Here is a 22,714-nt window from a genome sequence, read left to right on the forward strand (position 1 = left end):
CTAACGGAGGAAGGCCGCGGCGACGCCCGCGTCGACCGGGATGTGCAGGCCGGTGGTGTGCGTGAGGTCGCTGCCGGTGAGCACGGCGACCGCGTTGGCCACGTTCTCGGGGAGCACCTCGCGCTTCAGCAGCGTGCGCTGGGCGTAGTAGGCGCCGAGCTCCTCCTCGGGCACGCCGTAGACCGCGGCGCGCTTGGCGCCCCAGCCGCCGGCGAAGATGCCCGAGCCGCGCACGACGCCGTCGGGGTTGATGCCGTTGACCTTCACGCCGTACTCGCCGAGCTCGGCCGCCAGCAGTCGCACCTGGTGGGCCTGGTCGGCCTTCGTCGCCGAGTAGGCGATGTTGTTCGGGCCGGCGAAGACGGAGTTCTTCGACGAGATGTAGATGATGTCGCCGCCCATCTCCTGCTCGATCAGCACCCTCGCAGCCGCCTTCGAGACGAGGAAGGAGCCCTTGGCCATCACGTCGTGCTGCAGGTCCCAGTCCTTCTCGGTGGTCTCGAGCAGCGGCTTCGAGATCGACAGGCCGGCGTTGTTCACGACGAGGTCGAGCCCGCCGAACTGCAGCAGCGCCGCCTCGATGCCGGCCTGGATCTCGGCCTCGCTGGTGACGTTCGCCTGCACGCCGATCGCGACGTCGGTGCCGCCGAGCTCGGCGGCCGCCGCCTCGGCCTTCTCCAGGTCGAGGTCGGCGATCACGACGCAGGCGCCCTCGGCGGCGAGGCGGGTGGCGATGGCCTTGCCGATGCCGGAGGCGGCACCGGTCACGAGGGCCACCCGGGTGGCGTGCGACTTCGGCTCCGGCAGACGCTGCAGCTTGGCCTCCTCGAGCGCCCAGTACTCGATGCGGAACTTCTCGGCCTCGTCGATCGGCGCGTAGGTGCTGAGGGCCTCGGCGCCCCGCATCACGTTGATCGCGTTGATGTAGAACTCACCGGCGACGCGGGCGGTCTGCTTGTTCGCGCCGTAGCTGAACATGCCGACGCCCGGCACCAGCACGATCGCGGGGTCGGCGCCGCGCATGGCGGGGGAGCCCTCGACGGCGTTGCGGTCGTAGTAGGCGGCGTAGTCCTCGCGGTAGGCGGCGTGCAGCTCCTTCAGCCGGGCGATCGAGTCCTCGACGCTCGCGTCGGCGGGCAGGTCGAGCACGAGCGGCTTCACCTTCGTGCGCAGGAAGTGATCGGGGCAGCTGGTGCCCAGGGCGGCGAGGCGCGGGTGCTCGGCGGAGGCCAGGAAGTCGAGCACGACGTCGGCGTCGGTGAAGGAGCCGACCTGCGCCTTGTCGGTCGAGGCGAGGCCGCGGATGGTCGGCGCGAGCGCGGCCGCCTTGGCGCGGCGCTCGGCGGGCTCGAGGGCTCCGTAGCCGTCGAGGGCGGGGCCGAACGGCTCGGGCCGGCCGTTCGCGGCGATGTACTCGGCGGCGGTGTCGATGATCCAGAGCGAGTTGCGCTCGCTCTCCTCGCTGGTGTCGCCCCACGCGGTGATGCCGTGGCCGCCGAGGATGCAGCCGATGGCCTCGGGGTTCTCGGCCTTGATGGCGGCGATGTCGAGGCCGAGCTGGAAGCCGGGGCGGCGCCACGGCACCCAGACCACCTTGTCGCCGAAGATCGTGCGGGTGAGCTCTTCGCCGTCGGCCGCGGTGGCGATCGCGATGCCGGAGTCGGGGTGCAGGTGGTCGACGTGCGCGGCGTCGACCAGGCCGTGCATCGCCGTGTCGATCGAGGGGGCCGCGCCGCCCTTGCCGTGCAGCGTGTAGTCGAAGGCGGCGACCATCTCGTCCTCGCGGTCGACGCCGGGATAGACGTTGACGAGCGCGCGCAGACGGTCGACGCGGAGCACCGCGAGACCCGACTCGGTCAGGGTGCCGAGATCGCCGCCCGAGCCCTTGACCCACATCAGCTCGACGTCCTCGCCCGTCACGGGGTCGACCTCGAGGCCCTTGGCGGAGGTGTTGCCGCCGGCGTAGTTGGTGTTCTTCGGGTCGGAACCGAGTCGGTTCGAGCGCGCGATCAGATCGGCGGCGGCCTGCGAGGTCATGGATGCTCCATCGGATGTCATGGCGTGTGAACTTCACAAAACATAACACCGAGCCGCGCGACGGTCAACGGCTGCCGCAAAGGAGCGACCGGAGAGCCGCCTCAGCGGAGCTCGACGAGGTCGCGGAGCGGGTCGAGCCGCGCATCCGCCGGATCGAGCTCGGTGATGAGGACGGAGATGCCCGACCACGGGATGGCCACCGCCATCGCGCGCCGGTCGAGCTTCGAGGAGTCGAGCAGCAGCACGGTCTCGCGGGCGGCGCGCACGAGCTCCCGCTTGACCTGCGCCTCCTCGATGATCGTCTCGGTGGTGCCGTGCTCGGCGTCGACGGCGCTCGCGCTGGTGAAGAATCTGTCGTAGGTGAGCATGCCGGCCGCCGCGCAGGCGATCGGGCCGACGAAGCTCTCGGTGCGGGGCTCGAGCTCGCCGCCGAGCAGCACCGCGCGCACGCCGCGCACGGTGCGGGCCCGCGCGTGGTTGTGCGCCGAGTTCGTCGCGAGCACGAGCTCGGTGGCCGGGCGCAACTGGGCGAGCAGGTGACCCGAGGTCGACGAGGCGTCGACGGCGATCGACCCGGTCGCCGGCACGAGGTCGAGCGCCTTCTGCGCGATCGTGGTCTTGGCGGCGTCGCCCGTGCCCTGCCGCTCGGTGAACGAGCGGGCCTTCACGGTCGCGACGGCGCCCCCGCGCACCCGGCTCACGATGCCCTCGTGCTCGAGCGCCTCGAGGTCGCGGCGCACCGTCATGGTCGACACGCCGAGCGCCGAGGCCGACTCCTCCAGCCCGATGATGCCGTGCTCCTCGAGCCGGGCCAGCAGCAGTTCGCGGCGCTCGGCCCCGATCACGACGCCACCCCGATCACCGCGACCACCCGGCGCTCACGCCCACATGCCAGCGGGGTCGGCGAGCAGCTGCTCGAACGCGATCTCGGCCGCGCCCACGACGAGCAGGCGCGAGCGCAGCTGGGCCCGCTCGATGGTGAGCTCGTCGGCGAGCTGGGCGAACGACGCGGCGCGCACGCCGTCGACGATGCGCTCCGGATGCGCGGCGAACAGCGACCCGAGGAAGCCCCCGAGCAGGATGCGCGAGGGGTTGAAGACGCTGACGAAATCGGCCAGTGCCAGCGTCAGCACGTCGAGCTGCCGGGTGATCTCGGCTTCGACGGCCGGGTCGGAGCTGGTCAGCAGCAGCTGGTCGAACTCGTCGGCGTCGAGGTGGTCGCGCCCCATGGCGGCGAGCAGCCCCGCGAGGTGCACCTCGGTCTCGAGGCAGCCGACCCGCCCGCAGTGGCAGTCGATGCCGCTGCCGGCGACGCTGATGTGGCCGAGTTCGGCGGCGTAGCCCTGGGCTCCGCGCAGCGGCACCCCGCCGACGAGCACGCCGCCGCCGATTCCGCTGGCGCTGCCGTTGACGTAGACCAGGTCGTCGATGCCGCGGCCCGCGCCGTAGACGCTCTCGGCGATGATGCCCGCCTTCGCGTCGTTGGTGACGGTGGCGGGGTAGCCGAGCGCCTCGGTCACGAGCTCGGCGAGCGGTTCGTCGTGCCAGTCGAGGTGCGGGGCCAGGGTGACCACGCCGGTGTCGGCGCGCACCAGGCCGGGAACCGCGATGCCGACGCCCGCGATGCGGAAGGAGGTGTCGAGTTCGCTGCGCATCCCGTCGATCACGGCCTTGACGATGTTGACCGTCTCGCGCACGGTGGGCACGCCCGCGGTCTCGTAGCGGATGCGCTTGTGCACCACGCCGCCGAGCCCCACGAGGCCGATGATGATGGCGTCGGTGTCGGGGTTCACCGCGATTGCCGCGACCTGCTCGGAGGGCGTCACGGTGGGGCTCGGCCGGCCGACGCCGCCGTGCTCGGTGCTGGCCGTCTCGTGCGCGAGGCCGAGGTCGACGAGCTCGCCGACGAGGGCGGCGATGGTCGAGCGGTTGAGGCCCAGGCGCCGCGTGAGGTCGGCCCGGGTCTGCGCGCCGCCGTGGTGCAGTGTGGTCAGGATGGTCGACAGGTTGTGCCGGCGGGTCTGGTCGTTGCTGTTGCCGACGCCGGCGCTGACCGGGCGCGGGGTACCGAGGACGGACACGGCGACCTCCTCGGACGGCGGCGATTGGGCGGGCGGATGAGCCGGGACGGGCGGCGGACGGCCGCGGGACGGGATGCGAAGGGGGCGGCCGTACGCGACGACCGCCCCCGAAGCTTAACGCCGGGTGACCGGCGCGCGCGTCAGCGGCCCGACCGCCGCTTGTTGATGATGTCGAACGCCACGGCGAGCAGCAGCACCATTCCCTTGATGGCCTGCTGCCAGGCGGCGTCGACCGAGAGGATCGACAGGCCCATGTTCAGCACGCCCATCACGAGACCACCGATGACGGCGCCGACCACGGTTCCGACACCGCCCTGCACGGCCGCTCCACCGATGAACACGGCGGCGATGGCGTCGAGCTCGTAGCTCTGGCCGGCGCTCGCGACGGCCGACCCCGCGCGGGCGGTGGCGACCACGCCGGCGAGGGCGGCGAGCACGCCCATGTTCACGAAGATGAAGAAGTTCACCCACTGCGTCTTCACGCCGCTCATCTGCGCGGCGAACAGGTTGCCGCCCATCGCGTAGACGTGCCGGCCGAACACCGTGCGGTTGAGCACGAAGGTGTACAGCAGGATGAGCACGGCGAGGATGATCAGGATGATCGGCGTGCCCGAGTAGGCACTCAGCTGCCAGGCCAGCGCCATCACGGCGATGACCAGGATGGCGCTCTTGATGATGGCCGACACGGCCGGCTCCCGCGGCAGCTCCAGCTTGCGGAGGGTGGCGCGGGTGCGCACCTGCTGCACGACGAAGGCCGCGGAGGCCAGCACGCCGAGCACGAGGGTGAGCGTGTCGCGGCCGTCGAGCGCCTCACCGAGGAACGGCGGCAGCCAGCCGGCGCCGATCGCGGTGAACTCGTCGGGCAGGCCGGAGATCGTGCCGCCGGTGAGCAGCACGAGGGTCAGGCCGCGGAAGATCAGCATGCCCGCGAGCGTCACGATGAAGGCCGGGATGCCGACGAAGGCGACCCAGAAGCCCTGCCAGGCGCCGATCACGGCGCCGACGACGAGGGCGAGCAGCACGGCGGCCCACCACGGCAGGCCCCAGCTGTTCATCGCGAGGGCCGCGACCGCTCCCACCAGCGCGACGACCGAGCCGACCGAGAGGTCGATGTGGCCGGCGATGATGACGATCACCATGCCGATCGCGAGGATCAGCACGTAGGAGTTCTGCTGGATCAGGTTGTTGATGTTGCCGGGCATCAGCAGGCGCCCGTTGGTGAGCACCTCGAACAGCAGGATGATGATCGCCAGCGCGGCGAGGATGCCGTACTGACGGAGGTCGACCCGCATCCGGCGGGGCGACTTCACCGGGGCCGGGCCCGAGGGCTCGGTCGGTGCTTCGGTGGCTGTGTTCGTCATCGGGGTCAGTCCCTTCCCGCGGTCATGTAGTGCATGAGTGTTTCCTGCGTCGCGTCCTCACGGACGACCTCGCCGGTGATCCGGCCTTCGGAGATGGTGTAGATGCGGTCGGAGAGACCGATCAGCTCGGGCAGCTCCGAGGAGATGACGATGACCGCCTTGCCCTCGGACGCGAGCTGGTTGATGATGCCGTAGATCTCGTACTTCGCGCCCACGTCGATGCCGCGGGTGGGCTCGTCGAGGATGAGCACGTCGGGCCCGGTGAACATCCACTTCGACAGCACGACCTTCTGCTGGTTGCCGCCCGAGAGCTTGCCCACGATGGACGACACCGAGGGCGCCTTGATGTTCATCGAGGCGCGGTAGCCGTCGGCCACCTTGTTCTCCTGGTTGCGGTCGACCACCCCGCCCTTGGCGAGCTTGTTCAGCGCGGCGGCGGAGATGTTCTCGGAGATGTCGCCGATCAGGTTGAGGCCGAACTTCTTGCGGTCCTCCGTGGCGTACGCCAGGCCGTTCTGGATGGCCTCGCTCACCGTGCGGGTCTGGATCTCCTTGCCCGCCTTGAAGACCCTGCCCGAGATGTTCGTGCCGTAGGAGCGGCCGAAGATGCTCATCGCGAGCTCGGTGCGCCCGGCGCCCATCAGGCCGGCGAAGCCGACGATCTCGCCCGCCTTCACCGTGAAGGAGGCGTCGTCGACGACCTTCCGCTCGGTGTCGACCGGGTGGTACGCCGTCCAGTTCTCGACCCGGAAGTACTCCTCGCCGATGTTCGGCGTGCGGGGCGGGAACTGGTTGTCGAGGGGGCGGCCGACCATCGAGCGGATGATCCGCGACTCCGTCGCATCCGCCTCCTTCATCGAGAAGGACTCGATCGTCTTGCCGTCGCGGATGATCGTGACGGTGTCGGCGATCTTGCGGATCTCCTTCAGCTTGTGGCTGATGATGATGCAGGTGATGCCCTGCTCGCGCAGGTGGTTGATCAGCGTCAGCAGGTGCTCGGAGTCGTCGTCGTTCAGCGCGGCGGTCGGCTCGTCGAGGATGAGCAGCTTCACGCGCTTGGACAGCGCCTTGGCGATCTCGACCAGCTGCTGCTTGCCGACGCCGAGCTCGAGCACCGGCGTGGCCGGGTTCTCGTTCAGCCCGACCCGGGCGAGCAGCACGGCCGCTTCGCGGTTGGTCTTGTTCCAGTCGATGATGCCGCGGCTGGCGTTCTCGTTGCCGAGGAAGATGTTCTCGGCGATCGACAGGTAGGGGCTCAGCGCGAGCTCCTGGTGGATGATCACGATGCCGTCGTGCTCGCTGTCGTTGATGGTCTTGTAGGCGGTCGGGTGGCCTTCGAACTCGATGGATCCGCCGTAGCTGCCGTGCGGGTACACGCCGGACAGGACCTTCATCAGGGTCGATTTTCCGGCGCCGTTCTCACCGCAGATGGCGTGCACCTCACCGCGCTCCACGACGATCGAGACGCCGTCGAGCGCCTTCACACCGTTGAAGTCCTTGGTGATGTCGCGCATCCACAGAATCGCGTTGCTCATGGGTCGCGTCGCTCTCTTCAAGCTAAGGGGGTTGAACAGGGTGATCGGCGGCGGCCTCAGGGAGGCCGCCGCCGATGGTGTCAGCGCTTCAGCGCAGGTCAGAGACCGATGTCCGAGGCCTTCAGGAAGCCGGAGTCGACGAGCTTGGTCTGCACGTCGTCCTTCACGACCACCTCGGGGTCGAGCAGGTAGGCCGGGACGACCTTCTCGCCGTTGTCGTACGTCTCGGTGTCGTTGACCTCGACCTCTTCGCCGGCCGCGATGGACTGGACCATGTCGAAGACGCGGTCACCGAGGGCACGGGTGTCCTTCCAGACGGTCATCGACTGCAGGTCGTTGAGGATGGCCTCGACGTTCGCCTTGTCGGCGTCCTGTCCGGTGATCACCGGGTAGTCGGCGCCGGCGCTGTACCCGGCCGACTTCAGCGAGGCCTCGATGCCGAGGGCCAGGCTGTCGTTCGGGGAGAGCACCACGTTGACCTTCTCGCCGCCCGTGTAGAACGAGGAGAGGCGGTTGTCCATCTCGGCCTGGGCGTCGTCCGAGCCCCAGCCGAGGATGCCGATGGCCTTCCAGCCGTCCTCACCCTCGGGGTTCTTGCCGGAGGGGATGACCAGCTTGCCGCTTTCGACGTACGGCTGCAGCACATCCCACGCGCCGTGGAAGAAGAAGCCGGCGTTGTTGTCGTCGGGGCTTCCGGCGAAGGGCTCGAGGTTGAACGGACCCTTGCCGTCCTTCAGACCCAGCTGCTCCTCGATGTACTGGCCCTGGAGCTGGCCCACCTTGTAGTTGTCGAAGGTCGCGTAGTAGTCGACGTCGGGGGTGCCGTTGATCAGGCGGTCGTAGGCGATGACCGTGATGTCCTGCTTCTTGGCGTCGGCGAGCACCGGGCCGAGGGTCTCGCCGTCGATGGCGGCGACCACGAGGATCTTCGATCCGCCCGCGACCTGGTTCTGGATCTGCGAGATCTGCTGCTCGGTCTTGTTGTCCGCGTACTGCAGGTCGACGGTGCAGCCGGCGTCCTGGAGCTTCTTCTGCAGGCCTTCGCCGTCGTTGATCCAGCGCTCGAGGCTGCGGGTGGGCATCGAGATGCCGACGTTGCAGTCGGCGACCTGGGCGCCGTCGGTGCTGCCGGCATCGGTCGATCCGCCCGAGCTGCAGGCGGCGAGGCTGGCGGCGAGACCGCCGACGACAGCGAGCGCCATCATTTTCTTCGTCATTGACATGGTGGTGTCAGTCCCTTTCGTGATGTGAAGGGGAAGGCATGTAGCCATTACTCCCTTGTAAGGCGTCAACTCTTGGTGCATCTTTGTTGACTCACGAAACATATACCCCTGTCGAGCGCAACGCAAAGCTTTGATAGAGCGCGATCACGCTGTTTCCGAATCGTGATCTTTGACAGACCGCACGACGTCCGAATATGTTGGGACCGATAACTTTTGCGCGCGCTCCTCGCCGGAGCGACTCACCAAAGACGTTGAACTGGAGCTCCGCCATGTCCTACACCCCCACCCGCGACGACAAGTTCTCCTTCGGTCTGTGGACCGTCGGCTACAACGGCGCCGACCCCTTCGGCGGCCCCACCCGCGCCCCCCTCGACGTGGTGCACGCCGTCGAGAAGCTCTCCGAGCTCGGCGCCTACGGCCTCACCTTCCACGACGACGACCTGTTCGCCTTCGGCTCGACGGATGCGGAGCGCCAGACCCAGATCGACCGCCTCAAGCAGGTGCTCGCCGACACCGGCGTGATCGTGCCGATGGTCACCACCAACCTGTTCTCGGCGCCCGTCTTCAAGGACGGCGGCTTCACCTCCAACGACCGCGCCGTGCGCCGCTTCGCGCTCCGCAAGGTGCTGCGGAACCTCGACCTGGCCGCCGAGCTCGGCGCGAAGACCTTCGTCATGTGGGGCGGCCGCGAGGGCGCCGAGTACGACGCCGCGAAGGACATCCGCTCCGCCCTCGAGCGCTACCGCGAGGCCGTCAACCTGCTCGGCGACTACGTCACCGACAAGGGCTACGACATCCGCTTCGCCATCGAGCCGAAGCCCAACGAGCCCCGCGGCGACATCCTGCTGCCGACCGTCGGCCACGCGCTGGCCTTCATCGAGACCCTCGAGCGCCCCGAGCTCGTCGGCGTCAACCCCGAGGTCGGCCACGAGCAGATGGCGGGCCTGAACTTCGCGGCCGGCATCGCCCAGGCCCTCTACCAGGGCAAGCTCTACCACATCGACCTCAACGGGCAGCGCGGCATCAAGTACGACCAGGACCTCGTGTTCGGCCACGGCGACCTGCACAACGCCTTCGCCCTGGTCGACCTGCTCGAGAACGGCGGCCCGAACGGCGGCCCGTCCTACGAGGGCCCGCGCCACTTCGACTACAAGCCCTCGCGCACCGAGGACGAGACGGGTGTCTGGGAGTCGGCCAAGGCCAACATGCGCACCTATCTCATCCTCAAGGAGCGCGCCGCGGCGTTCCGCGCCGACCCCGAGGTGCAGGAGGCGCTCACCGCCGCCCGCGTGCCCGAGCTCTCGGTGCCGACCCTCGGTGAGGGCGAGTCGTACGACGCGTTCCTCGCCGACACCTCGGCCTACGAGGAGTTCGACGCCGACGCGTACTTCAACGGCAAGGGCTTCGGCTTCGTGCGCCTGCAGCAGCTGGCACTCGAGCACCTCACGGGCGCCCGCTCCTAGCGCGCACCTCTCTGATCCCCTCTCCTCCCCGCGAGGAGGGGGGATCAGGCGTCTTCGCCGATGTCCTCGTTCCAGAGGGCCGGTTCGGCCGCGATGAACTCGCGCATCAGCTCGATGCACTCGGGGTCGTCGAGCACGGTCACCTCGACGCCACGCTGGCGCAGGTAGTCCTCGCCGCCATAGAACGTCGTGTTCTCGCCGATGATCACGCGCGGGATGCCGTACAGCAGGATCGCGCCCGTGCACATGTCGCACGGCGAGAGCGTCGTCACCATCGTGGCCCGGGCGTAGACCGAGGCGGGCAGCCGCCCGGCCGCCGCCAGGCAGTCCGTCTCGCCGTGCAGGATCGGCGAGTCGAGCTGCACCCGCTTGTTGTGGCCGGTGGCGAGCACCTCGCCGTCGACGATCAGCGCGGCGCCGATCGGGATGCCGCCGGTCGCCCGCCCGGCGCGCGCCTCGGCGATCGCATGGCTCAGCAGTTCGGTGTCGGTGGGGGCCATCGTTCGCTCCTTGTGAAGATCGGTCGTGGGTGGGTCGGGGGCTCGGAAGGTCTACGCGCGCCGGTACGGCGTCAGGTACGCGCCGGGGTACCGCACCCGTCGTCCCCACACGGCGAGGGCCGCGATGACGACGAGGTACGGCAGCGCGATCAGCAGTTCATTGGGCACGGCGCTGAACAGCGGCGTGATGGCGAGCTGCAGCTGCAGCGCATCCGTGAAGCCGAACAGCAGCGCGCCTGCCACCACCGGCCAGACGCGCCAGCGGCCGAAGATCACCAGGGCGATGCAGATCCAGCCGCGGCCCGACACGATGTCGAGCGTGAAGCTGCCGAGCAGCGACAGCGTCAGGAACGACCCGCCCACCGCCATCAGCACGCTTCCGAGCATCAGCGCGGCGTAGCGGGTGCGGGCCACGGGGATGCCGGCCGCATCCGCCGCCTCGGGGTTCTCGCCCACGGCGTGCAGCCGCAGGCCGAACCCGGTCGAGCGGAGCACCCACCAGAGCGCCGGTGCGAGCACGAGGAACGCCACGAACGTCATCGGGTACTGCGCGAGCATCCCGAGCCCGGGGAACCAGCGGTCGAACTTCTCGGTCACCGACTGCGTGCCGGTCGAGAACAGCAGCCGGTTGGTGAAGTCGCAGGCGGCGACGAGCAGCAGCGTGGTGCCGAGGCCGGCGACGTGCTGGTTCACCCCGAGGGTCACGGTGAGCAGGCCCATCAGGGCGCCCGCCGCCAGCCCGGCGACGACCGCGGTGCCGATGCCGAGGTACGGGTTGCCGGTCGTCACCGCCGTGAGGAAGCCGACGAAGGCGCCGGCGTACATCGTGCCCTCGATGCCGAGGTTCAGGATGCCCGCCCGCTCGTTGATCAGGGCGCCGAGCGCCGCCCAGACGAGCGGGGGTGGCGATGGTGAGGGTCGCCGCGAGCACGGCGAGCACGGGGAAGTCCATCAGCTGCCCTCCCTTCGGGAGCCGGCGCGTCTGGTGAAGGCGAGGCGGTAGCGCCGGGCGGCCAGCAGCGCCACGACCGCGAGGAGCAGCGTCGAGCTGACGATCGCGCCCATCTGGGTGGGCAGCTGCAGCGTGATCGACGCGTTCTGCGCCCCCACCGCGATGTCGCCGAGCAGCAGCGCGACGAGCAGCACGCCGCCGGCGGTCAGGGCACCGAGCGTGGCGACCACGACACCGGTGTAGCCGTAGCCGTTCGAGATGCTCGCGGTGAGCTGGTGCTGCACGCCGAGCACCTGCGAGGCGCCGCCGAGCCCGGCGATCCCGCCCGACACGAGGGCCGAGCGGAACTGCAGCGACGACACCCGGATGCCCGAGAAGCGCGCCGCGGCCGGCGACTGCCCCGCGGCGCGGAGGCGAAGCCCGAGCGGGGTGAACGACATCACGACGAAGGCGACGACGACGAGCAGCAGGCCCACGACGAGCCCCCAGTGCACCCGGGATCCGTCCACCAGGGTGGGCAGCGTGTATCCGGCGCCGTAGCGATCGGAGTCGGGGAAGCCGGTCTCCGAGTTCCGCCAGGGCCCGTTGAGCAGTCCCTGCACGAGCAGCAGCGCGACCGGGTTCAGCAGCAGCGTGGTCACGACCTCGTCGATGTTCGCGTGCCGTTTCAGCAGCGCCGGCACGAGCGCCCAGAGCAGCCCGCCGAGAGCGCCCGCGCCGAGCGCGAGCGGCAGGGCGACGAGCGGGGGGAGACCCGGCAGGGCGAGCCCCGGGACGGTGGCCGCGATCGCGCCGGCGAGGAACTGGCCCTCCGCGCCGATGTTGTAGTAGCCGACGCGGAAGGCGATGGCGACGGCGAGTCCGGTGAAGATGAGGGGCGTGGTGGAGAGCAGCACCTCGCCGATGCCCGACGGCGTGGTGAGGGGGGTGACGAGGTAGCGCTGATAGGCCGCGATCGGGTTCGCGCCGGCGAGGCGGATCGGCCCCGCCGTCAGCAGCAGCGTGAGCACGACGGCGGCCAGCACGGCCGCGGGGGCGAGCCAGCGCGACTCGCTCGCGCGCAGGACGATCTTCACGCGGCCTCCACCGCCGATCCGGTCATCAGCAGTCCGAGCTCGGCGCGGGTCGTGCGTGCCGCCGGCACGTCGCCCACGATCCGGCCGGAGACCATCACGACGATGCGGTCGCAGAGGCCGAGCAGCTCGTCGAGGTCCTCCGAGACGACGAGCACGCCGGCGCCCCCGGCCCGGAGCGCCCGCAGCTGCTCGTAGACGTACGCGCAGGCGCCCACGTCGAGGCCGCGGGTCGGCTGCGACGCCACCAGCGCGCGCGGATCGCGGGCGATCGCGCGGGCGAGCAGCACCTTCTGCATGTTGCCGCCCGACAGGCTGCGGATGGGGTCGCCGGCCGACGCGCGGATGTCGAAGCGCTCGATCAGGGCGGCGACGTGGGCGCGCACCCGGCGCCGCGAGGTGAACGGGCCGACGCGGAAGCGGTCGAGGTCCTCGAGCACGAGGTTCTGCTCGACGGACAGGTTCAGCACGACGCTGCCCCGGCGGTCCTCGGTGAGTCGCCCGAGCCCGGCGCGGATGCGGGCGGTCACGTCGAGGGCGGTGATGTCGGTGCCGCCGACGTGCACGCTGCCGGAGGACGGCTCCGTCATGCCGCAGAGCACCGAGACGAGCTCGGTCTGTCCGTTGCCCGAGACGCCGGCGACTCCGACGATCTCGCCCTCCGCGACGGTCAGGGTGACAGCGTCGAGGAGGGGCCGGCCCCGGCCCGCGAGGGAGAGGGCGGTGATGCCCAGTGCCGCGGGGGCGGCGGATGCCGGAGCGCTCGGGCGGGCATCCGGAACCCCGGCGGGCGCCGTCGTGGGCTCGGCCGGCGTCAGCCCGAGAGGCGCCGTCGGCACGGCCGTGGTCGACCCGCCGACCATCAGCTCGGCGATCCGCGCCGGCACGAGCCCGGCGGCCGGCACGTCGGCGACGATCCGGCCCCGGCGGAGGATGCTGACCCGGTCGGCGATCTCGACGACCTCGTGCAGCTTGTGCGAGATGAAGATCACGCCCATCCCGTCGGCGGTCAGCCGGCGCACGGTGGCGAAGAGCACCTCGACGTCCTGCGGGGTGAGCACGGCGGTCGGCTCGTCGAGGATCAGCAGACGGCAGTCGTGGAAGAGCGCCTTCACGATCTCGACCCGCTGGCACTCGCCGACGGAGAGCCCGCCGACCACCGCATCCGGCTGGATGGGGACGCCGATGCGCTCGGCCGCCTCGAGCACGCGTGCCCGGGCCGCCGGCCGGCTGACACGGCCGAGACCGGAGCCGGCCAGCATCAGGTTCTCGGTCACGGTCATGGTGTCGATCAGCGAGAACTCCTGGGTCACCATGCCGATGCCCGCCGCCATCGCGGCCGCCGGCCCGTTCACCCGCACCACCTCGCCGTTCACGAGGATCACGCCCTCGTCGGCCTGGCTGAGACCGTAGAGGATGCGGGTGAGGGTCGACTTGCCGGCTCCGTTCTCGCCGAGCAGCGCGAGCACTTCGCCCGGCTGCACGGCGAGATCGATGGCGTCGTTGGCGGTGAGGGTTCCGAACCGCTTGGTAATGCCCCTGAGTTCGGCCAGTGGTGCGGAGACGGTCACGCGGAGCTACTCCCCGACGGTCGTGGAGCCCGCGGGCGCCTCTTCGTCGATCGGGGTCTCGAAGCTCCCGTCGAGGATCTCGGCCTGCCGAGCCTCTACCGCCGTGGTGAGCGTGGACGGGATCTCGAAGGCGGTGCCGGTGTTGACCGGCGCGAGCGCGCTGCCGCCGTTCACCATGAAGGAGTACTCCCCGAGGTCCGCGGCCTCGTAGCTGCCGTCCTCGACGGCGGAGACGACGGCCTCGACGGTGGGACGCATGTCCCAAAGCAGCGAGGACACGACGTACTCGGGTGCCTCGGACTGCTGGTCGACCATCATGCCGAACACCGGGAGGCTGTTCTCGGACGCGGCCGCGATCACCCCGGCCCGCTCGGCGAAGAGCACGTCGGCGCCTCCGGCGATCGCGGCCTCGGCGGCCTGCTTCGCGGTGGCGGGGTCGAAGAAGGAGTTGATGAACGAGACCGTCACGGTCGCCGAGGGGTTGGTCTCCTGGGCGCCCGCGATGAAGCCGTTCACGATCCGGTTGACCTCGGGGATCGGCATGGCCGCCACGACGCCGATGGTGCCGCTCTTCGTGAGGCCGCCGGCCATCATGCCGGCGAGGTAGGCCGGGTCCTGCATCCAGTTGTCGAAGACGCTGAAGTTCGGTGCCTGCTCCTCGTCGCCAGAGCCGAACGCGAAGGCGATGTCGGGGAAGTCGGCGGCCACGGCGCGTACCGCGTCCTCGGCGGCGAAGGCGTCGCCGATGATGATGTCGGGCTCCTGGTTGGCGATGATGTCGCGCAGGCCGCTCTCCATCTCGTCGGCCGTGGCGAGGTTGTCGACGTGCTGGTACTCGATCAGCCCGTCCTCGGCTGCGCTCTCGAGCGCGGCGTGGATCGCGCCGTCCCACGGCTCCTCGAGCGGGGTCGCGAACGCGCCGAACACCAGCGGGAGGCCGGAGTCGGCGGTGGCCGCGTCGCCGGCCGGCTCGTCACCCGTGGCACCGCCGCAGCCGCTCAGGCCGACGATCACGGCGGCGGCGAGACCGAGCGCGGCGAAGCCGGTCGCCGAACGGCGGCCGCGTCCGCGGGTGGTGCGGTCGGTGGATCCGGGGGTGGGACCGGTGGTTCGGGTGCTGGGGCCGCGAGTCATCGGGTGCCTCTCAAGGGGGTCGTCGGTGCCGTGTGGTGCAGGATTCACCCGAGGTTACGGGCATCCGGTCGCCGCATTCCAGGGACAGACCGTTATTTCGACGCCGTAAACACTGGACGGTCTGTACGGTGGTCGGATGGTCTTCACCGTGGCGGAGTTGATGGCGCTGCCCGCCGTGGTGCGCGCGCGGCCCGAGGTGGCGGCCGGGGGCGAGGGCTTCGGCCGGCGGCCGGTGCGGTGGGTGCACACCTCCGAGATCTTCGAGATCGCCCCACTGCTGCGCGGCGGCGAGGTGCTGCTGACGACCGGCCTCGGGCTCGTCGCCGTGTCGGCGGATGCCCGGCGGAGCTACATCGCCGACCTCGCCCGCGTGGGCGTGGCCGCCCTGCTCTTCGAACTCGGCCGCACCTTCCCGACGGTGCCGCCCGAGATCGTCGACGAGGCGGAGCGCGCCGGACTGCCCCTCGTGCTGCTGCACGGGGTGGTGCCGTTCATCGAGGTGACGGAGGTCGCGCACGCGCGGATCCTCGGCGGCGAGCTGACCGGCCTGCGCTTCGCGGCGCGCCTCCAGGAGCGCCTGACGCTGGCGCTCGGCGACGATCGCGGTCTGGTGGCGTTCGTCGGCGCGATCAGCACCGGGTCGGGCTTCGCGGCGTCGCTGCACTCGGCGGCCGGTGAGCTGGTGGCCGGTGTCGACCCGGCCGAGGCGGATGCCCGGGCCGCCGTCGAGGTGGAGGCGCCCGTGCTCGTCGGCGGTGAGGCCTGGGGCCGGCTCGTGCTCCGGGAGACGGCGCCGGCCGCGGATGGCGACGGCCCCGACGCGGTGCAGCAGCAGATGCGGCTCGTGCTCGGCGTGGCGGCTCCGCTCGTCGCGCTCGAGGTCGCCCGCTCGGGGGAGGCCCCGGTGAGCCGGCGGCAGGCGGGGGCGGAGCTGCTCCGCGACATGGTCACCGGCCGCTACGTGTCGACCGAGGAGCTGGTGGCGCGGGCCATCGGGGTCGGACTGCGCATCCGGCCCGGGCAGGTCGCGGTCGCCCTCTGCGTGCGCGCCCGGTCGGCCGGGGCGAGTGCGGCCGACGTGCTGATCGCCGCCCGGGCCGTGGCCGGTCGCCTGCTCGGCGCGGCGCTCGTCGCCGAGCACGAGGGCGACGTGCTGATCGGGGCCCTGCTGCGGCCCCGGGAACTGCGCAGCGTGCTCGCCCGCTTCGCCGACGACCTGGGCCGCGAGCTGCGATCGACCGTCGGCGGGGGCGTGCTGGTGAGCGCCGGCCCGCCCGTCGACGACGTGCCGGCCCTCGTCAGCGCCTTCCCGAGCGCGCGCGAGACCGCCCGGCTGGCCGCGCGGCTGACGCCCTCGGCCGTCGTGGTGCTCGCCGCCGACTTCGCGCTCTACCAGCTCCTCGTCTCGCTCGTCGACGACGAGGCGCTGGAGGGATTCGTGGCCGGACAGCTCGGGCCGCTGCTCGAGCACGACGCCCGCACCGGCGCGGGGCTCGTGATGACCCTCGACGCGTTCCTCGCCGCCGGCCTGTCGAAGACGCGCACGGCCGAGGCGCTGGGCATCCGGCGGCAGACCCTCTACGGCCGGCTCGAGCGCATCGAGACGCTGCTCGGCGGTCTCGACCTCGACGACCGCGAGCGCCGTCTGGCCCTCGACCTGGCCCTGGTCAGCTGGCGGCTGCGGCTCTCGGCGACCCGCGCCTGAGGGGGGCCGGCGGTCGCGGTCGAGGCCGGCGCTAGCGCTGGGTGAAGCGGCTCAGGATGCCCGCGAGGTCGTCGGGCTCGCCTGCCTCCTGGGCCAGGGCCCGCTGCTCGACGGCCGCGATGTGTGCGTCGACCAGTCGCTGGGCCTCGTCGCCGTCGCCCGCCCGCAGCGCGTCGACCAGGGCCACGTGCTCCGCCAGGCTGTCGTGCTGCGGGTGCGCCTGCCCGTACACCGCGAGGATCAGCGTCGTGCGCCCCACCACCTCCTCGAGGTAGCGGCGCAGCAGCGCGTTGCCCGTCAGCCCCGCGAGCAGCATGTGGAACTCAGCCCCGAGCCGCACCGAGCGCTTGTGGTCGCCCTCGTCGGCGGCGAGCCGCTCCTCGTCGATCTGGGTGCTCAGGATGCGCTCGCCCTCGTCGCTCCAGCGCAGGGCGACGAGTCGCACCACCTCGCGCTCCAGGGCGCGGCGCACCTCGAAGGCGTCGAGCGCCTCTTCCCGGCTGGGCTGCGCGACCGTGGCCGACTTCGTCTTGCCGATGTCGACGAGCCCCTCGCCGGCGAGTCGCGCGAGAGCGGCGCGGATCAGCGTGCGACTGACGCCGAAGTGCTCGCCGAGGTCGCTCTCGGGCAGCTTCGTGCCGGGCTTCAGGGCGTTCTCCATGATCGCCTCGCGCAGGGCGGCATAGGCGTTCTCGGCGCGGGGCATGCTGCGAGTATACGGCCGGGACGGCGGCGAGACCGGTGTAACGTGCACGAAACATAAAGTTTACGTATACCGAAATGAGAACTACCGCATACTGAATGCATGACCGATCTCCTCACCCGCCTCGAGCTCAGGCTCAATCAGCAGCAGCGCGAGCTGCTCGACCGCAGCCTCTCCGCCGGAGAGGCCGACGACCTGTCCGGCCTCGTGGCACGGGCGCTGCGCGAGAGCGCCGACGACGCGATCGCACCGCTGCCGGTGCCGGCCGTGTCGGGGCGGGTCGACGACTGGACCAGCCGGATCGCGCATCCGGTCGCCGACGAGCGCGAGCTGCTCGAGGAGTTCGTGCTCGAGCCCGGAACCGGCAAGGCCGTCGAGGTGCGGGCCGGGGAACTGCTGCGCGTCGAGCAGCTCGAGGGCGCGCAGTGCGTCGATTTCAACGTGTTCAACCTGCACGACTACCGCGAGTTCTTCCACACCGGCCGCACCCGCACGCTGCACGGCATCAACCCCGGGCCGGGCGACTTCCTCTGGTCGTCGCCACCGCGCGAGCGGGCGATGATGTTCATCCTCACCGACACCGTGCACGTCAACGACGTGGTGTTCCCGCGCTGCAGCGCCAACCTCTACGAGACGGCCTACGGCTTCGCGACGCACACCAACTGCGCCGACATCCAGGCCGAGGCGCAGCGCGAGTACGGGCTCACCCCCGACGACGTGCACGACTCCTTCAACCTCTTCATGAGCACGACGGTCGACGAGGGGATGCCCGCCATCCACCACCAGTCGTCGAAGCCGGGCGACCACGTCGAGCTGCTCGCGGTGATGGACGTGCTGGCGGTGCCGAACATCTGCGGCGCCGACGTGATGAAGACGAGCAACTTCGCGATCAAGCCGGTGCGGGTCACGCGCTGGCGGGCCTCGGCCGCCGATCTCGCCGACGTGCCCGAACTCAGGGCCTACGACACGCAGCGCACGGTGGCGCAGTTCCGGCAGCCGGTGATCCGCACCGAGCGGGCGCTGTCGCGCGACCCGTCCTACGTGCCGGCCTTCGCGAACACGCCGATCCGGTACGAGGCGGTGCCCGTCGTGCTCTCGGACTCGTCGGCCGAGCTGCTCGAGCGGCTGTGGCGGCGCGACCTCTACACCTCGTCGGGCGAGGCGCTGCGCGACGTGCTGCTCGCCTGGTGGGCGGCCGCGCACCGTGCCTGACGTCGACTTCACGGTGCTCGGCGAGTACGAGCGCTACAAGCTGATGGCGAGCCTGATCGTCCCGCGCCCGATCGCGCTCGTCACCACGGTCGACGCGGGCGGGGTGGTGAACGCCGCCCCCTTCAGCATGTTCGGGATGATCGGCGAGGAGCCCCCGCTCGTGATGCTGAGCCTGAATCGCACGAGCCCCACCGGGCGTCGTGACACCGCCCGCAACATCGACGCGAGCGGGGAGTTCGTCGTTCACCTCGTCGACGAGCCGCTGACCGAGGCCGCGGACCGCTGCGGCGAGAACCTGCCGCACGGGGTGAGCGAGCTGATCGCGGTCGGCCTCGCCACGACGCCCTCGCTCGTGGTCGCGCCGCCGACCATCCAGGCCGCCCCGGTCGCGCTGGAGTGCGTGCTGCACGAGAAGCTCGAGACCGCGAGCCGCGAGGTGTTCTTCGGGCGGATCGTCTCGCTGCACACCCGCGACGACCTGATCGACACCGAGACCTGGCGGGTGCGGCTCGCCGGTTACGCGCCCGTCGCGCGGTTCGGCGCCAGCTTCTACACGACCACCCGCGATCGATTCACGGTCGGCGGCGCCACGTCGACCGCGGTCGACGAGCTCTGACCTCTCGCTCCATCTCGTGCTCCACCCACTTCAAGGAGAACCCATGTCCCGCACCCGCACCCGCACCGCCCTCGCCGCCGGCGTGCTCGTCGTCTCGGTCGCCGCACTGACCGCCTGCTCGGCCACCGCATCCGGAACCGACTCGGCGAGCCCCGACCCCTCGCTCACCATCGGCTCGATCGACCTCTCGGCCGACTGCCCCGCGACCGTCGTGATCCAGACCGACTGGAACCCCGAAGCCGAGCAGGGCGACCTCTACCAGCTGATCGGCCCGGATGCCCGAGTCGACGCCGGGGCCAAGTCGGTCTCGGGCCCCCTGTTCACCTCGGGCGAGTACACGGGCGTCGACGTCGAGGTGCGCTCCGGCGGCCCGGCGATCGGTTTCCAGAGCGTGACGAGCCAGCAGTACTCCGACCCGAGCATCACGCTCGGCTACGCCAACACCGATGAGGCCGTGCAGCTCTCGGCCGACATGCCCACGACGGCGGTCTTCGCGCCGTTCGAGGTGGGGCCGCAGATCATCATGTGGGATCCGGCGACCTACCCCGACGTGACGACCATCGCCGAGCTCGGCAAGACGGATGCGGTGGTGCGGTACTTCGGCGGGGCCACGTACATGGACTACCTGACCGGGTCGGGCATCCTGCCCCTCGACCACGTCGACGGGGGCTACGACGGCACACCGGCGAGCTTCGTGGCGGCCGACGGCGCCGACGCGCAGCAGGGCTTCGCGACCGTCGAGCCCTACGTCTACGAGAACGAGCTCGAGGACTGGCGGAAGCCGGTGGCGTACCAGCTGATCCACGATGCGGGCTACCCGATCTACGCCTCGGCGCTCTCGGTGCGGAGCGGTGACCTCGAGTCGCTCTCGCCGTGCCTGACGAAGCTGGTGCCGGTCATCCAGCAGGCGACGGTCGACTACTACGCCGACCCGACGGCGACGAACGCGCTCATCCTGAAGGCGGTCGACGAGTTCGACAACGGGTGGGTCTACACCCAGGGCGTGGCGGACTACTCGGCGGCGACGCAGGTCTCGCTCGGGCTCGTGGGCAACGGAGACGACGACACGGTCGGCAACTTCGACCTCGACCGGGTGCAGAAGATCATCGACATCACGACGCCGCTGTTCGAGAAGCAGGGGGCGACGACCGCGCCCGACGTCTCGCCGGAGACGATCGTGACGAACGAGTTCATCGACCCGTCGATCGGGTTCTGAGTTCGGCGCCCTCGGATCCGGTTCGGCCGGTCAGGGGGTGATCTCGGCCACGCGCTCGAGCGGCGGGCGGGGGCGGTCGCGCTGCGTCGCGATCGCCGTCCCCGCCGCGACGCAGACGATCGTGATCGCGATCACCTCCAGCACGGTGAACCGCTCGTTCAGGATGAGCCAGCCGAACACCGCCGCCACGACGGGGCCGAACGCGGTGATGATCGCGTAGAGCCGCGGGGTGAGCCGGCGCAGGATGAACGTGTCGAGGCTGTAGGGCAGGGCCGACGACAGGATGCCCACCCCGACCAGCAGGGCGACGACGTCCCAGTCGAACGCCGCCGGGTCGAACGTGGCGATCGCGAACGGCAGCAGGAGCACGAGGCTGACGATGCCCGCCACGCTCAGCCCCTCCAGCCCCGGGAGGCCGACGGCCACGCGCCTCGTCAGCACGATGTACGCAGCCCAGGCCGCCGCCGCGGTGAGGGCGAGCAGCACGCCCCAGCCGTCGATCGTGCCGTCGAGCCCCGTCAGCATCACCACGCCGATGCCGGCGGCGACGGCGCAGACGACGTCGAGCAGGCGCCGACTCGTCACCAGGGCGAGCGTCAGCGGCCCGAGGAACTCGATCGTGGCCGCGATGCCGAGGCCGAGAAGGTGCACCGACTGGTAGAACGAGACGTTCATCACCGCGAGGGCGACGCCGAGGGCGAGGGCGGGCCAGAGCCGCGCCCGGGTCAGCCCGGCGCGCTTCGGCCGGTAGAACGGCAGCACCGCGGCCGCCATCACGAGCTGCCGCGCGGCCACGACGACGAACGCCCCCACCACCGGGATCACGAGCCCCGCCAGCGCCGACCCCAGGTTGATGCTCACCTCGGTGCCGAGCTGCGTCGCGGCCCCCACGGCGGTCCGCCCCCGCGTCCCCGCCGCGCTCGTCCCCGCCGCGCCCGTCTCCGGCGCGCTCGTCTCCGCCGCGCCCCCCTCGTCCGTCACCCTCCGACCCTACGGCCTCGCCGAGTCTCGATCCTGAGGGGGCGCGAAAGCGGCCCGGGTCTCCCACCACCGGAGACCCGGGCCGCGGCTCGGGGGTGCGGCGCCGGAGCGCCGCAGCGGGACTGGGGCTACGCGCCCCAGCTGGCCTGGGCGCCGCCGACGCGCTCGGCGACGATGCGCTCCTGGTAGCCGGAGGCCTTGAAGGCCGCGATCGGGTCGCCCGCGAGGCCGCGGGACTCGCGCCAGGCGGCGAGGGAGGGGCGCACGTCGGTGTAGAACGCGTCCATCAGGATGGCGTTCGCCCCCAGCACGTCGTTCGCGTTCTGCGCCTCGAGCAGGGCGGCGCGGTCGACGAGCAGCGCGCGCGCCGTCATCTCCTGCACGTTGAGCACCGAGCGCATCTGGCCCACGATCTTCTCCTCGACGTTGTGGCACTGGTCGAGCATGAAGGCCACGGGGGAGTCGACGTCGTAGCCGCCGCCGCGCACGACCTCGTAGAGGATGCGGAACAGCTGGAACGGATCCGCCGCGCCCACGATCAGGTCGTCGTCGGCGTAGAACCGCGAGTTGAAGTCGAACGAGCCGAGCTTCCCGAGTCGCAGCAGCTGCGCGACGATGAACTCGATGTTCGTGCCGGGGGCGTGGTGGCCGGTGTCGAGGCAGACGAACGCGCGGTCGCCGAGCGCCGCGACGTGGGCGTACGAGGTGCCCCAGTCGGGAACATCCGTGTGGTAGAAAGCCGGCTCGAAGAACTTGTACTCGAGCACGAGCCGCTGCTCCTCGCCGAGCGCACCGTAGATGGTCTCGAGCGACGACGCCAGCAGGTCCTGACGCGAGCGGATGTCGCCCTGCCCCGGGTAGTTCGTGCCGTCGGCGAGCCAGATCTTGAGGTCCTGCGAGCCGGTGAGGTGCATGATCTCGATGCACTCGAGGTGATGGTCGATCGCCTTCTGGCGGGTGGCCGGGTCGCTCGAGGTGAGCGAGCCGAACTTGTAGGCCTCGTCCTGGAAGGTGTTCGAGTTGATAGTGCCGAGCTCGACGCCGAGGTCGTTCGCGTAGGAGCGGAGGGCCGAGTAGTCGGCCACCTTGTCCCACGGGATGTGCAGCGCCACCTTCGGGGCGAGGCCCGTGTAGCGGTTGACCTGTGCCGCATCCGCGATCTTCTCCTCGGGGGTGCGCGGGGTGCCCGGCGTGCCGAACACCTTGAAGCGCGTGCCCGAGTTGCCGAAGGCCCAGGAGGGGAGCTCGATCGCCTGGCGTTCGAGCTCGGAGGCGATGTCGCTGAACTGCACCATGGGAATTCGTCCTTGCTGTCGTCGATGAAGCGGTGAGTGGTGGGTGAAACGATTCA

At 70.8% G+C, this 22,714-nt stretch carries 18 protein-coding genes and 1 pseudogene; 5 read left to right on the forward strand and 14 right to left on the reverse strand.

The annotated features are described in order from the left end of the window. The 6 genes from BJ984_RS04365 to chvE form a co-directional block, all read right to left on the reverse strand. Positions 1–2,037, reverse strand: coding sequence for a bifunctional aldolase/short-chain dehydrogenase (locus tag BJ984_RS04365; protein ID WP_179546986.1), 2,037 nt, complete (start codon positions 2,035–2,037; stop codon positions 1–3). Between the two features lie 101 nt (positions 2,038–2,138). Further along, positions 2,139–2,882: a DeoR/GlpR family DNA-binding transcription regulator gene (locus BJ984_RS04370; protein WP_179546987.1), complete on the reverse strand. Its 744-nt coding sequence runs from the start codon at positions 2,880–2,882 to the stop codon at positions 2,139–2,141. Positions 2,883–2,915: 33 nt separating this feature from the next. Beyond that, positions 2,916–4,118, reverse strand: a complete 1,203-nt coding sequence (locus BJ984_RS04375; RefSeq protein WP_179546988.1) for an ROK family transcriptional regulator — start codon at positions 4,116–4,118, stop codon at positions 2,916–2,918. A 140-nt stretch (positions 4,119–4,258) separates the two neighbouring features. Then, a complete protein-coding gene (mmsB, locus tag BJ984_RS04380) occupies positions 4,259–5,479 on the reverse strand; it encodes a multiple monosaccharide ABC transporter permease (RefSeq protein WP_173181977.1) in 1,221 nt (406 codons plus the stop codon). A 5-nt stretch (positions 5,480–5,484) separates the two neighbouring features. After that, the gene (gene mmsA, locus BJ984_RS04385) at positions 5,485–7,014 is read right to left on the reverse strand and encodes a multiple monosaccharide ABC transporter ATP-binding protein (RefSeq protein WP_179546989.1); all 1,530 of its coding nucleotides are present in this window, start codon (positions 7,012–7,014) and stop codon (positions 5,485–5,487) included. A gap of 98 nt (positions 7,015–7,112) precedes the next feature. Next, the gene (chvE, locus tag BJ984_RS04390) at positions 7,113–8,237 is read right to left on the reverse strand and encodes a multiple monosaccharide ABC transporter substrate-binding protein (protein WP_179546990.1); all 1,125 of its coding nucleotides are present in this window, start codon (positions 8,235–8,237) and stop codon (positions 7,113–7,115) included. 269 nt (positions 8,238–8,506) lie between these two features. Between chvE and xylA the strand changes: the two genes are divergently transcribed. Further along, positions 8,507–9,700, forward strand: coding sequence for a xylose isomerase (gene xylA / locus BJ984_RS04395; RefSeq protein ID WP_173181974.1), 1,194 nt, complete (start codon positions 8,507–8,509; stop codon positions 9,698–9,700). Between the two features lie 44 nt (positions 9,701–9,744). On the opposite strand, the gene BJ984_RS04400 is transcribed toward xylA, so the two are convergent. The 5 genes and pseudogenes from BJ984_RS04400 to BJ984_RS04420 all read right to left on the reverse strand — a co-directional run bounded on the left by BJ984_RS04400 (position 9,745) and on the right by BJ984_RS04420 (position 14,930). After that, positions 9,745–10,200 carry a nucleoside deaminase gene (locus BJ984_RS04400; protein WP_179546991.1) on the reverse strand — a complete coding sequence of 152 codons (456 nt, stop codon included), beginning with the start codon at positions 10,198–10,200 and terminating at the stop codon, positions 9,745–9,747. Positions 10,201–10,251: 51 nt separating this feature from the next. Further along, a pseudogene (locus BJ984_RS04405) lies at positions 10,252–11,088 on the reverse strand (ABC transporter permease); the annotation flags it as partial. 63 nt (positions 11,089–11,151) lie between these two features. Beyond that, positions 11,152–12,228 (reverse strand): ABC transporter permease, encoded by a 1,077-nt coding sequence (locus BJ984_RS04410; protein WP_179546992.1) that lies wholly within the window; start codon positions 12,226–12,228, stop codon positions 11,152–11,154. After that, positions 12,225–13,796: an ABC transporter ATP-binding protein gene (locus tag BJ984_RS04415; protein ID WP_179546993.1), complete on the reverse strand. Its 1,572-nt coding sequence runs from the start codon at positions 13,794–13,796 to the stop codon at positions 12,225–12,227. Before BJ984_RS04415 ends, BJ984_RS04410 begins: the two co-directional genes overlap by 4 nt. Positions 13,797–13,802: 6 nt before the next feature. Continuing rightward, positions 13,803–14,930: a BMP family protein gene (locus BJ984_RS04420; RefSeq protein WP_179546994.1), complete on the reverse strand. Its 1,128-nt coding sequence runs from the start codon at positions 14,928–14,930 to the stop codon at positions 13,803–13,805. A 136-nt stretch (positions 14,931–15,066) separates the two neighbouring features. On the opposite strand from BJ984_RS04420, the gene BJ984_RS04425 reads away from it, so the two are divergent. Beyond that, positions 15,067–16,635, forward strand: a complete 1,569-nt coding sequence (locus BJ984_RS04425) for a PucR family transcriptional regulator (protein ID WP_179546995.1) — start codon at positions 15,067–15,069, stop codon at positions 16,633–16,635. A gap of 31 nt (positions 16,636–16,666) precedes the next feature. Here BJ984_RS04425 and BJ984_RS04430 read toward each other — a convergent pair whose 3' ends face one another. After that, a complete protein-coding gene (locus BJ984_RS04430; protein WP_179546996.1) occupies positions 16,667–17,341 on the reverse strand; it encodes a GntR family transcriptional regulator in 675 nt (224 codons plus the stop codon). Positions 17,342–17,440: 99 nt separating this feature from the next. Between BJ984_RS04430 and BJ984_RS04435 the strand changes: the two genes are divergently transcribed. The 3 genes from BJ984_RS04435 to BJ984_RS04445 are packed head-to-tail and all read left to right on the forward strand — an operon-like array spanning position 17,441 to position 20,382. Next, on the forward strand, positions 17,441–18,550 hold the full coding sequence (locus BJ984_RS04435; RefSeq protein WP_179546997.1) for a DUF1989 domain-containing protein: 1,110 nt from the start codon (positions 17,441–17,443) through the stop codon (positions 18,548–18,550). Further along, positions 18,543–19,166 (forward strand): flavin reductase family protein, encoded by a 624-nt coding sequence (locus BJ984_RS04440; RefSeq protein ID WP_218869971.1) that lies wholly within the window; start codon positions 18,543–18,545, stop codon positions 19,164–19,166. Before BJ984_RS04435 ends, BJ984_RS04440 begins: the two co-directional genes overlap by 8 nt. Before the next feature lie 43 nt (positions 19,167–19,209). Continuing rightward, positions 19,210–20,382 (forward strand): ABC transporter substrate-binding protein, encoded by a 1,173-nt coding sequence (locus tag BJ984_RS04445; protein ID WP_179546998.1) that lies wholly within the window; start codon positions 19,210–19,212, stop codon positions 20,380–20,382. Positions 20,383–20,412: 30 nt separating this feature from the next. Here the strand turns inward: BJ984_RS04445 and BJ984_RS04450 are convergent, their stop codons facing one another. Both BJ984_RS04450 and rhaI read right to left on the reverse strand, forming a co-directional pair. Continuing rightward, positions 20,413–21,363 (reverse strand): EamA family transporter, encoded by a 951-nt coding sequence (locus BJ984_RS04450; protein WP_271206397.1) that lies wholly within the window; start codon positions 21,361–21,363, stop codon positions 20,413–20,415. Between the two features lie 128 nt (positions 21,364–21,491). Continuing rightward, positions 21,492–22,658, reverse strand: coding sequence for an L-rhamnose isomerase (gene rhaI, locus BJ984_RS04455; RefSeq protein WP_179546999.1), 1,167 nt, complete (start codon positions 22,656–22,658; stop codon positions 21,492–21,494). Positions 22,659–22,714: the final 56 nt, after the last annotated feature.

This window comes from Herbiconiux flava (assembly GCF_013409865.1).
Taxonomy (GTDB): Bacteria; Actinomycetota; Actinomycetes; order Actinomycetales; family Microbacteriaceae; genus Herbiconiux; species Herbiconiux flava.

Excerpts from the sequence above, each read along its gene's own strand:
- BJ984_RS04445 (WP_179546998.1), top strand. The coding sequence starts at position 19,210 with ATGTCCCGCACCCGCACCCGCACCGCCCTCGCCGCCGGCGTGCTCGTC.
- BJ984_RS04435 (WP_179546997.1), top strand. The coding sequence starts at position 17,441 with ATGACCGATCTCCTCACCCGCCTCGAGCTCAGGCTCAATCAGCAGCAG.
- rhaI (WP_179546999.1), bottom strand. The coding sequence starts at position 22,658 with ATGGTGCAGTTCAGCGACATCGCCTCCGAGCTCGAACGCCAGGCGATC.
- xylA (WP_173181974.1), top strand. The coding sequence starts at position 8,507 with ATGTCCTACACCCCCACCCGCGACGACAAGTTCTCCTTCGGTCTGTGG.
- BJ984_RS04425 (WP_179546995.1), top strand. The coding sequence starts at position 15,067 with ATGGTCTTCACCGTGGCGGAGTTGATGGCGCTGCCCGCCGTGGTGCGC.
- BJ984_RS04400 (WP_179546991.1), bottom strand. The coding sequence starts at position 10,200 with ATGGCCCCCACCGACACCGAACTGCTGAGCCATGCGATCGCCGAGGCG.
- mmsA (WP_179546989.1), bottom strand. The coding sequence starts at position 7,014 with ATGAGCAACGCGATTCTGTGGATGCGCGACATCACCAAGGACTTCAAC.
- BJ984_RS04430 (WP_179546996.1), bottom strand. The coding sequence starts at position 17,341 with ATGCCCCGCGCCGAGAACGCCTATGCCGCCCTGCGCGAGGCGATCATG.
- chvE (WP_179546990.1), bottom strand. The coding sequence starts at position 8,237 with ATGTCAATGACGAAGAAAATGATGGCGCTCGCTGTCGTCGGCGGTCTC.
- BJ984_RS04365 (WP_179546986.1), bottom strand. The coding sequence starts at position 2,037 with ATGACCTCGCAGGCCGCCGCCGATCTGATCGCGCGCTCGAACCGACTC.
- mmsB (WP_173181977.1), bottom strand. The coding sequence starts at position 5,479 with ATGACGAACACAGCCACCGAAGCACCGACCGAGCCCTCGGGCCCGGCC.
- BJ984_RS04420 (WP_179546994.1), bottom strand. The coding sequence starts at position 14,930 with ATGACTCGCGGCCCCAGCACCCGAACCACCGGTCCCACCCCCGGATCC.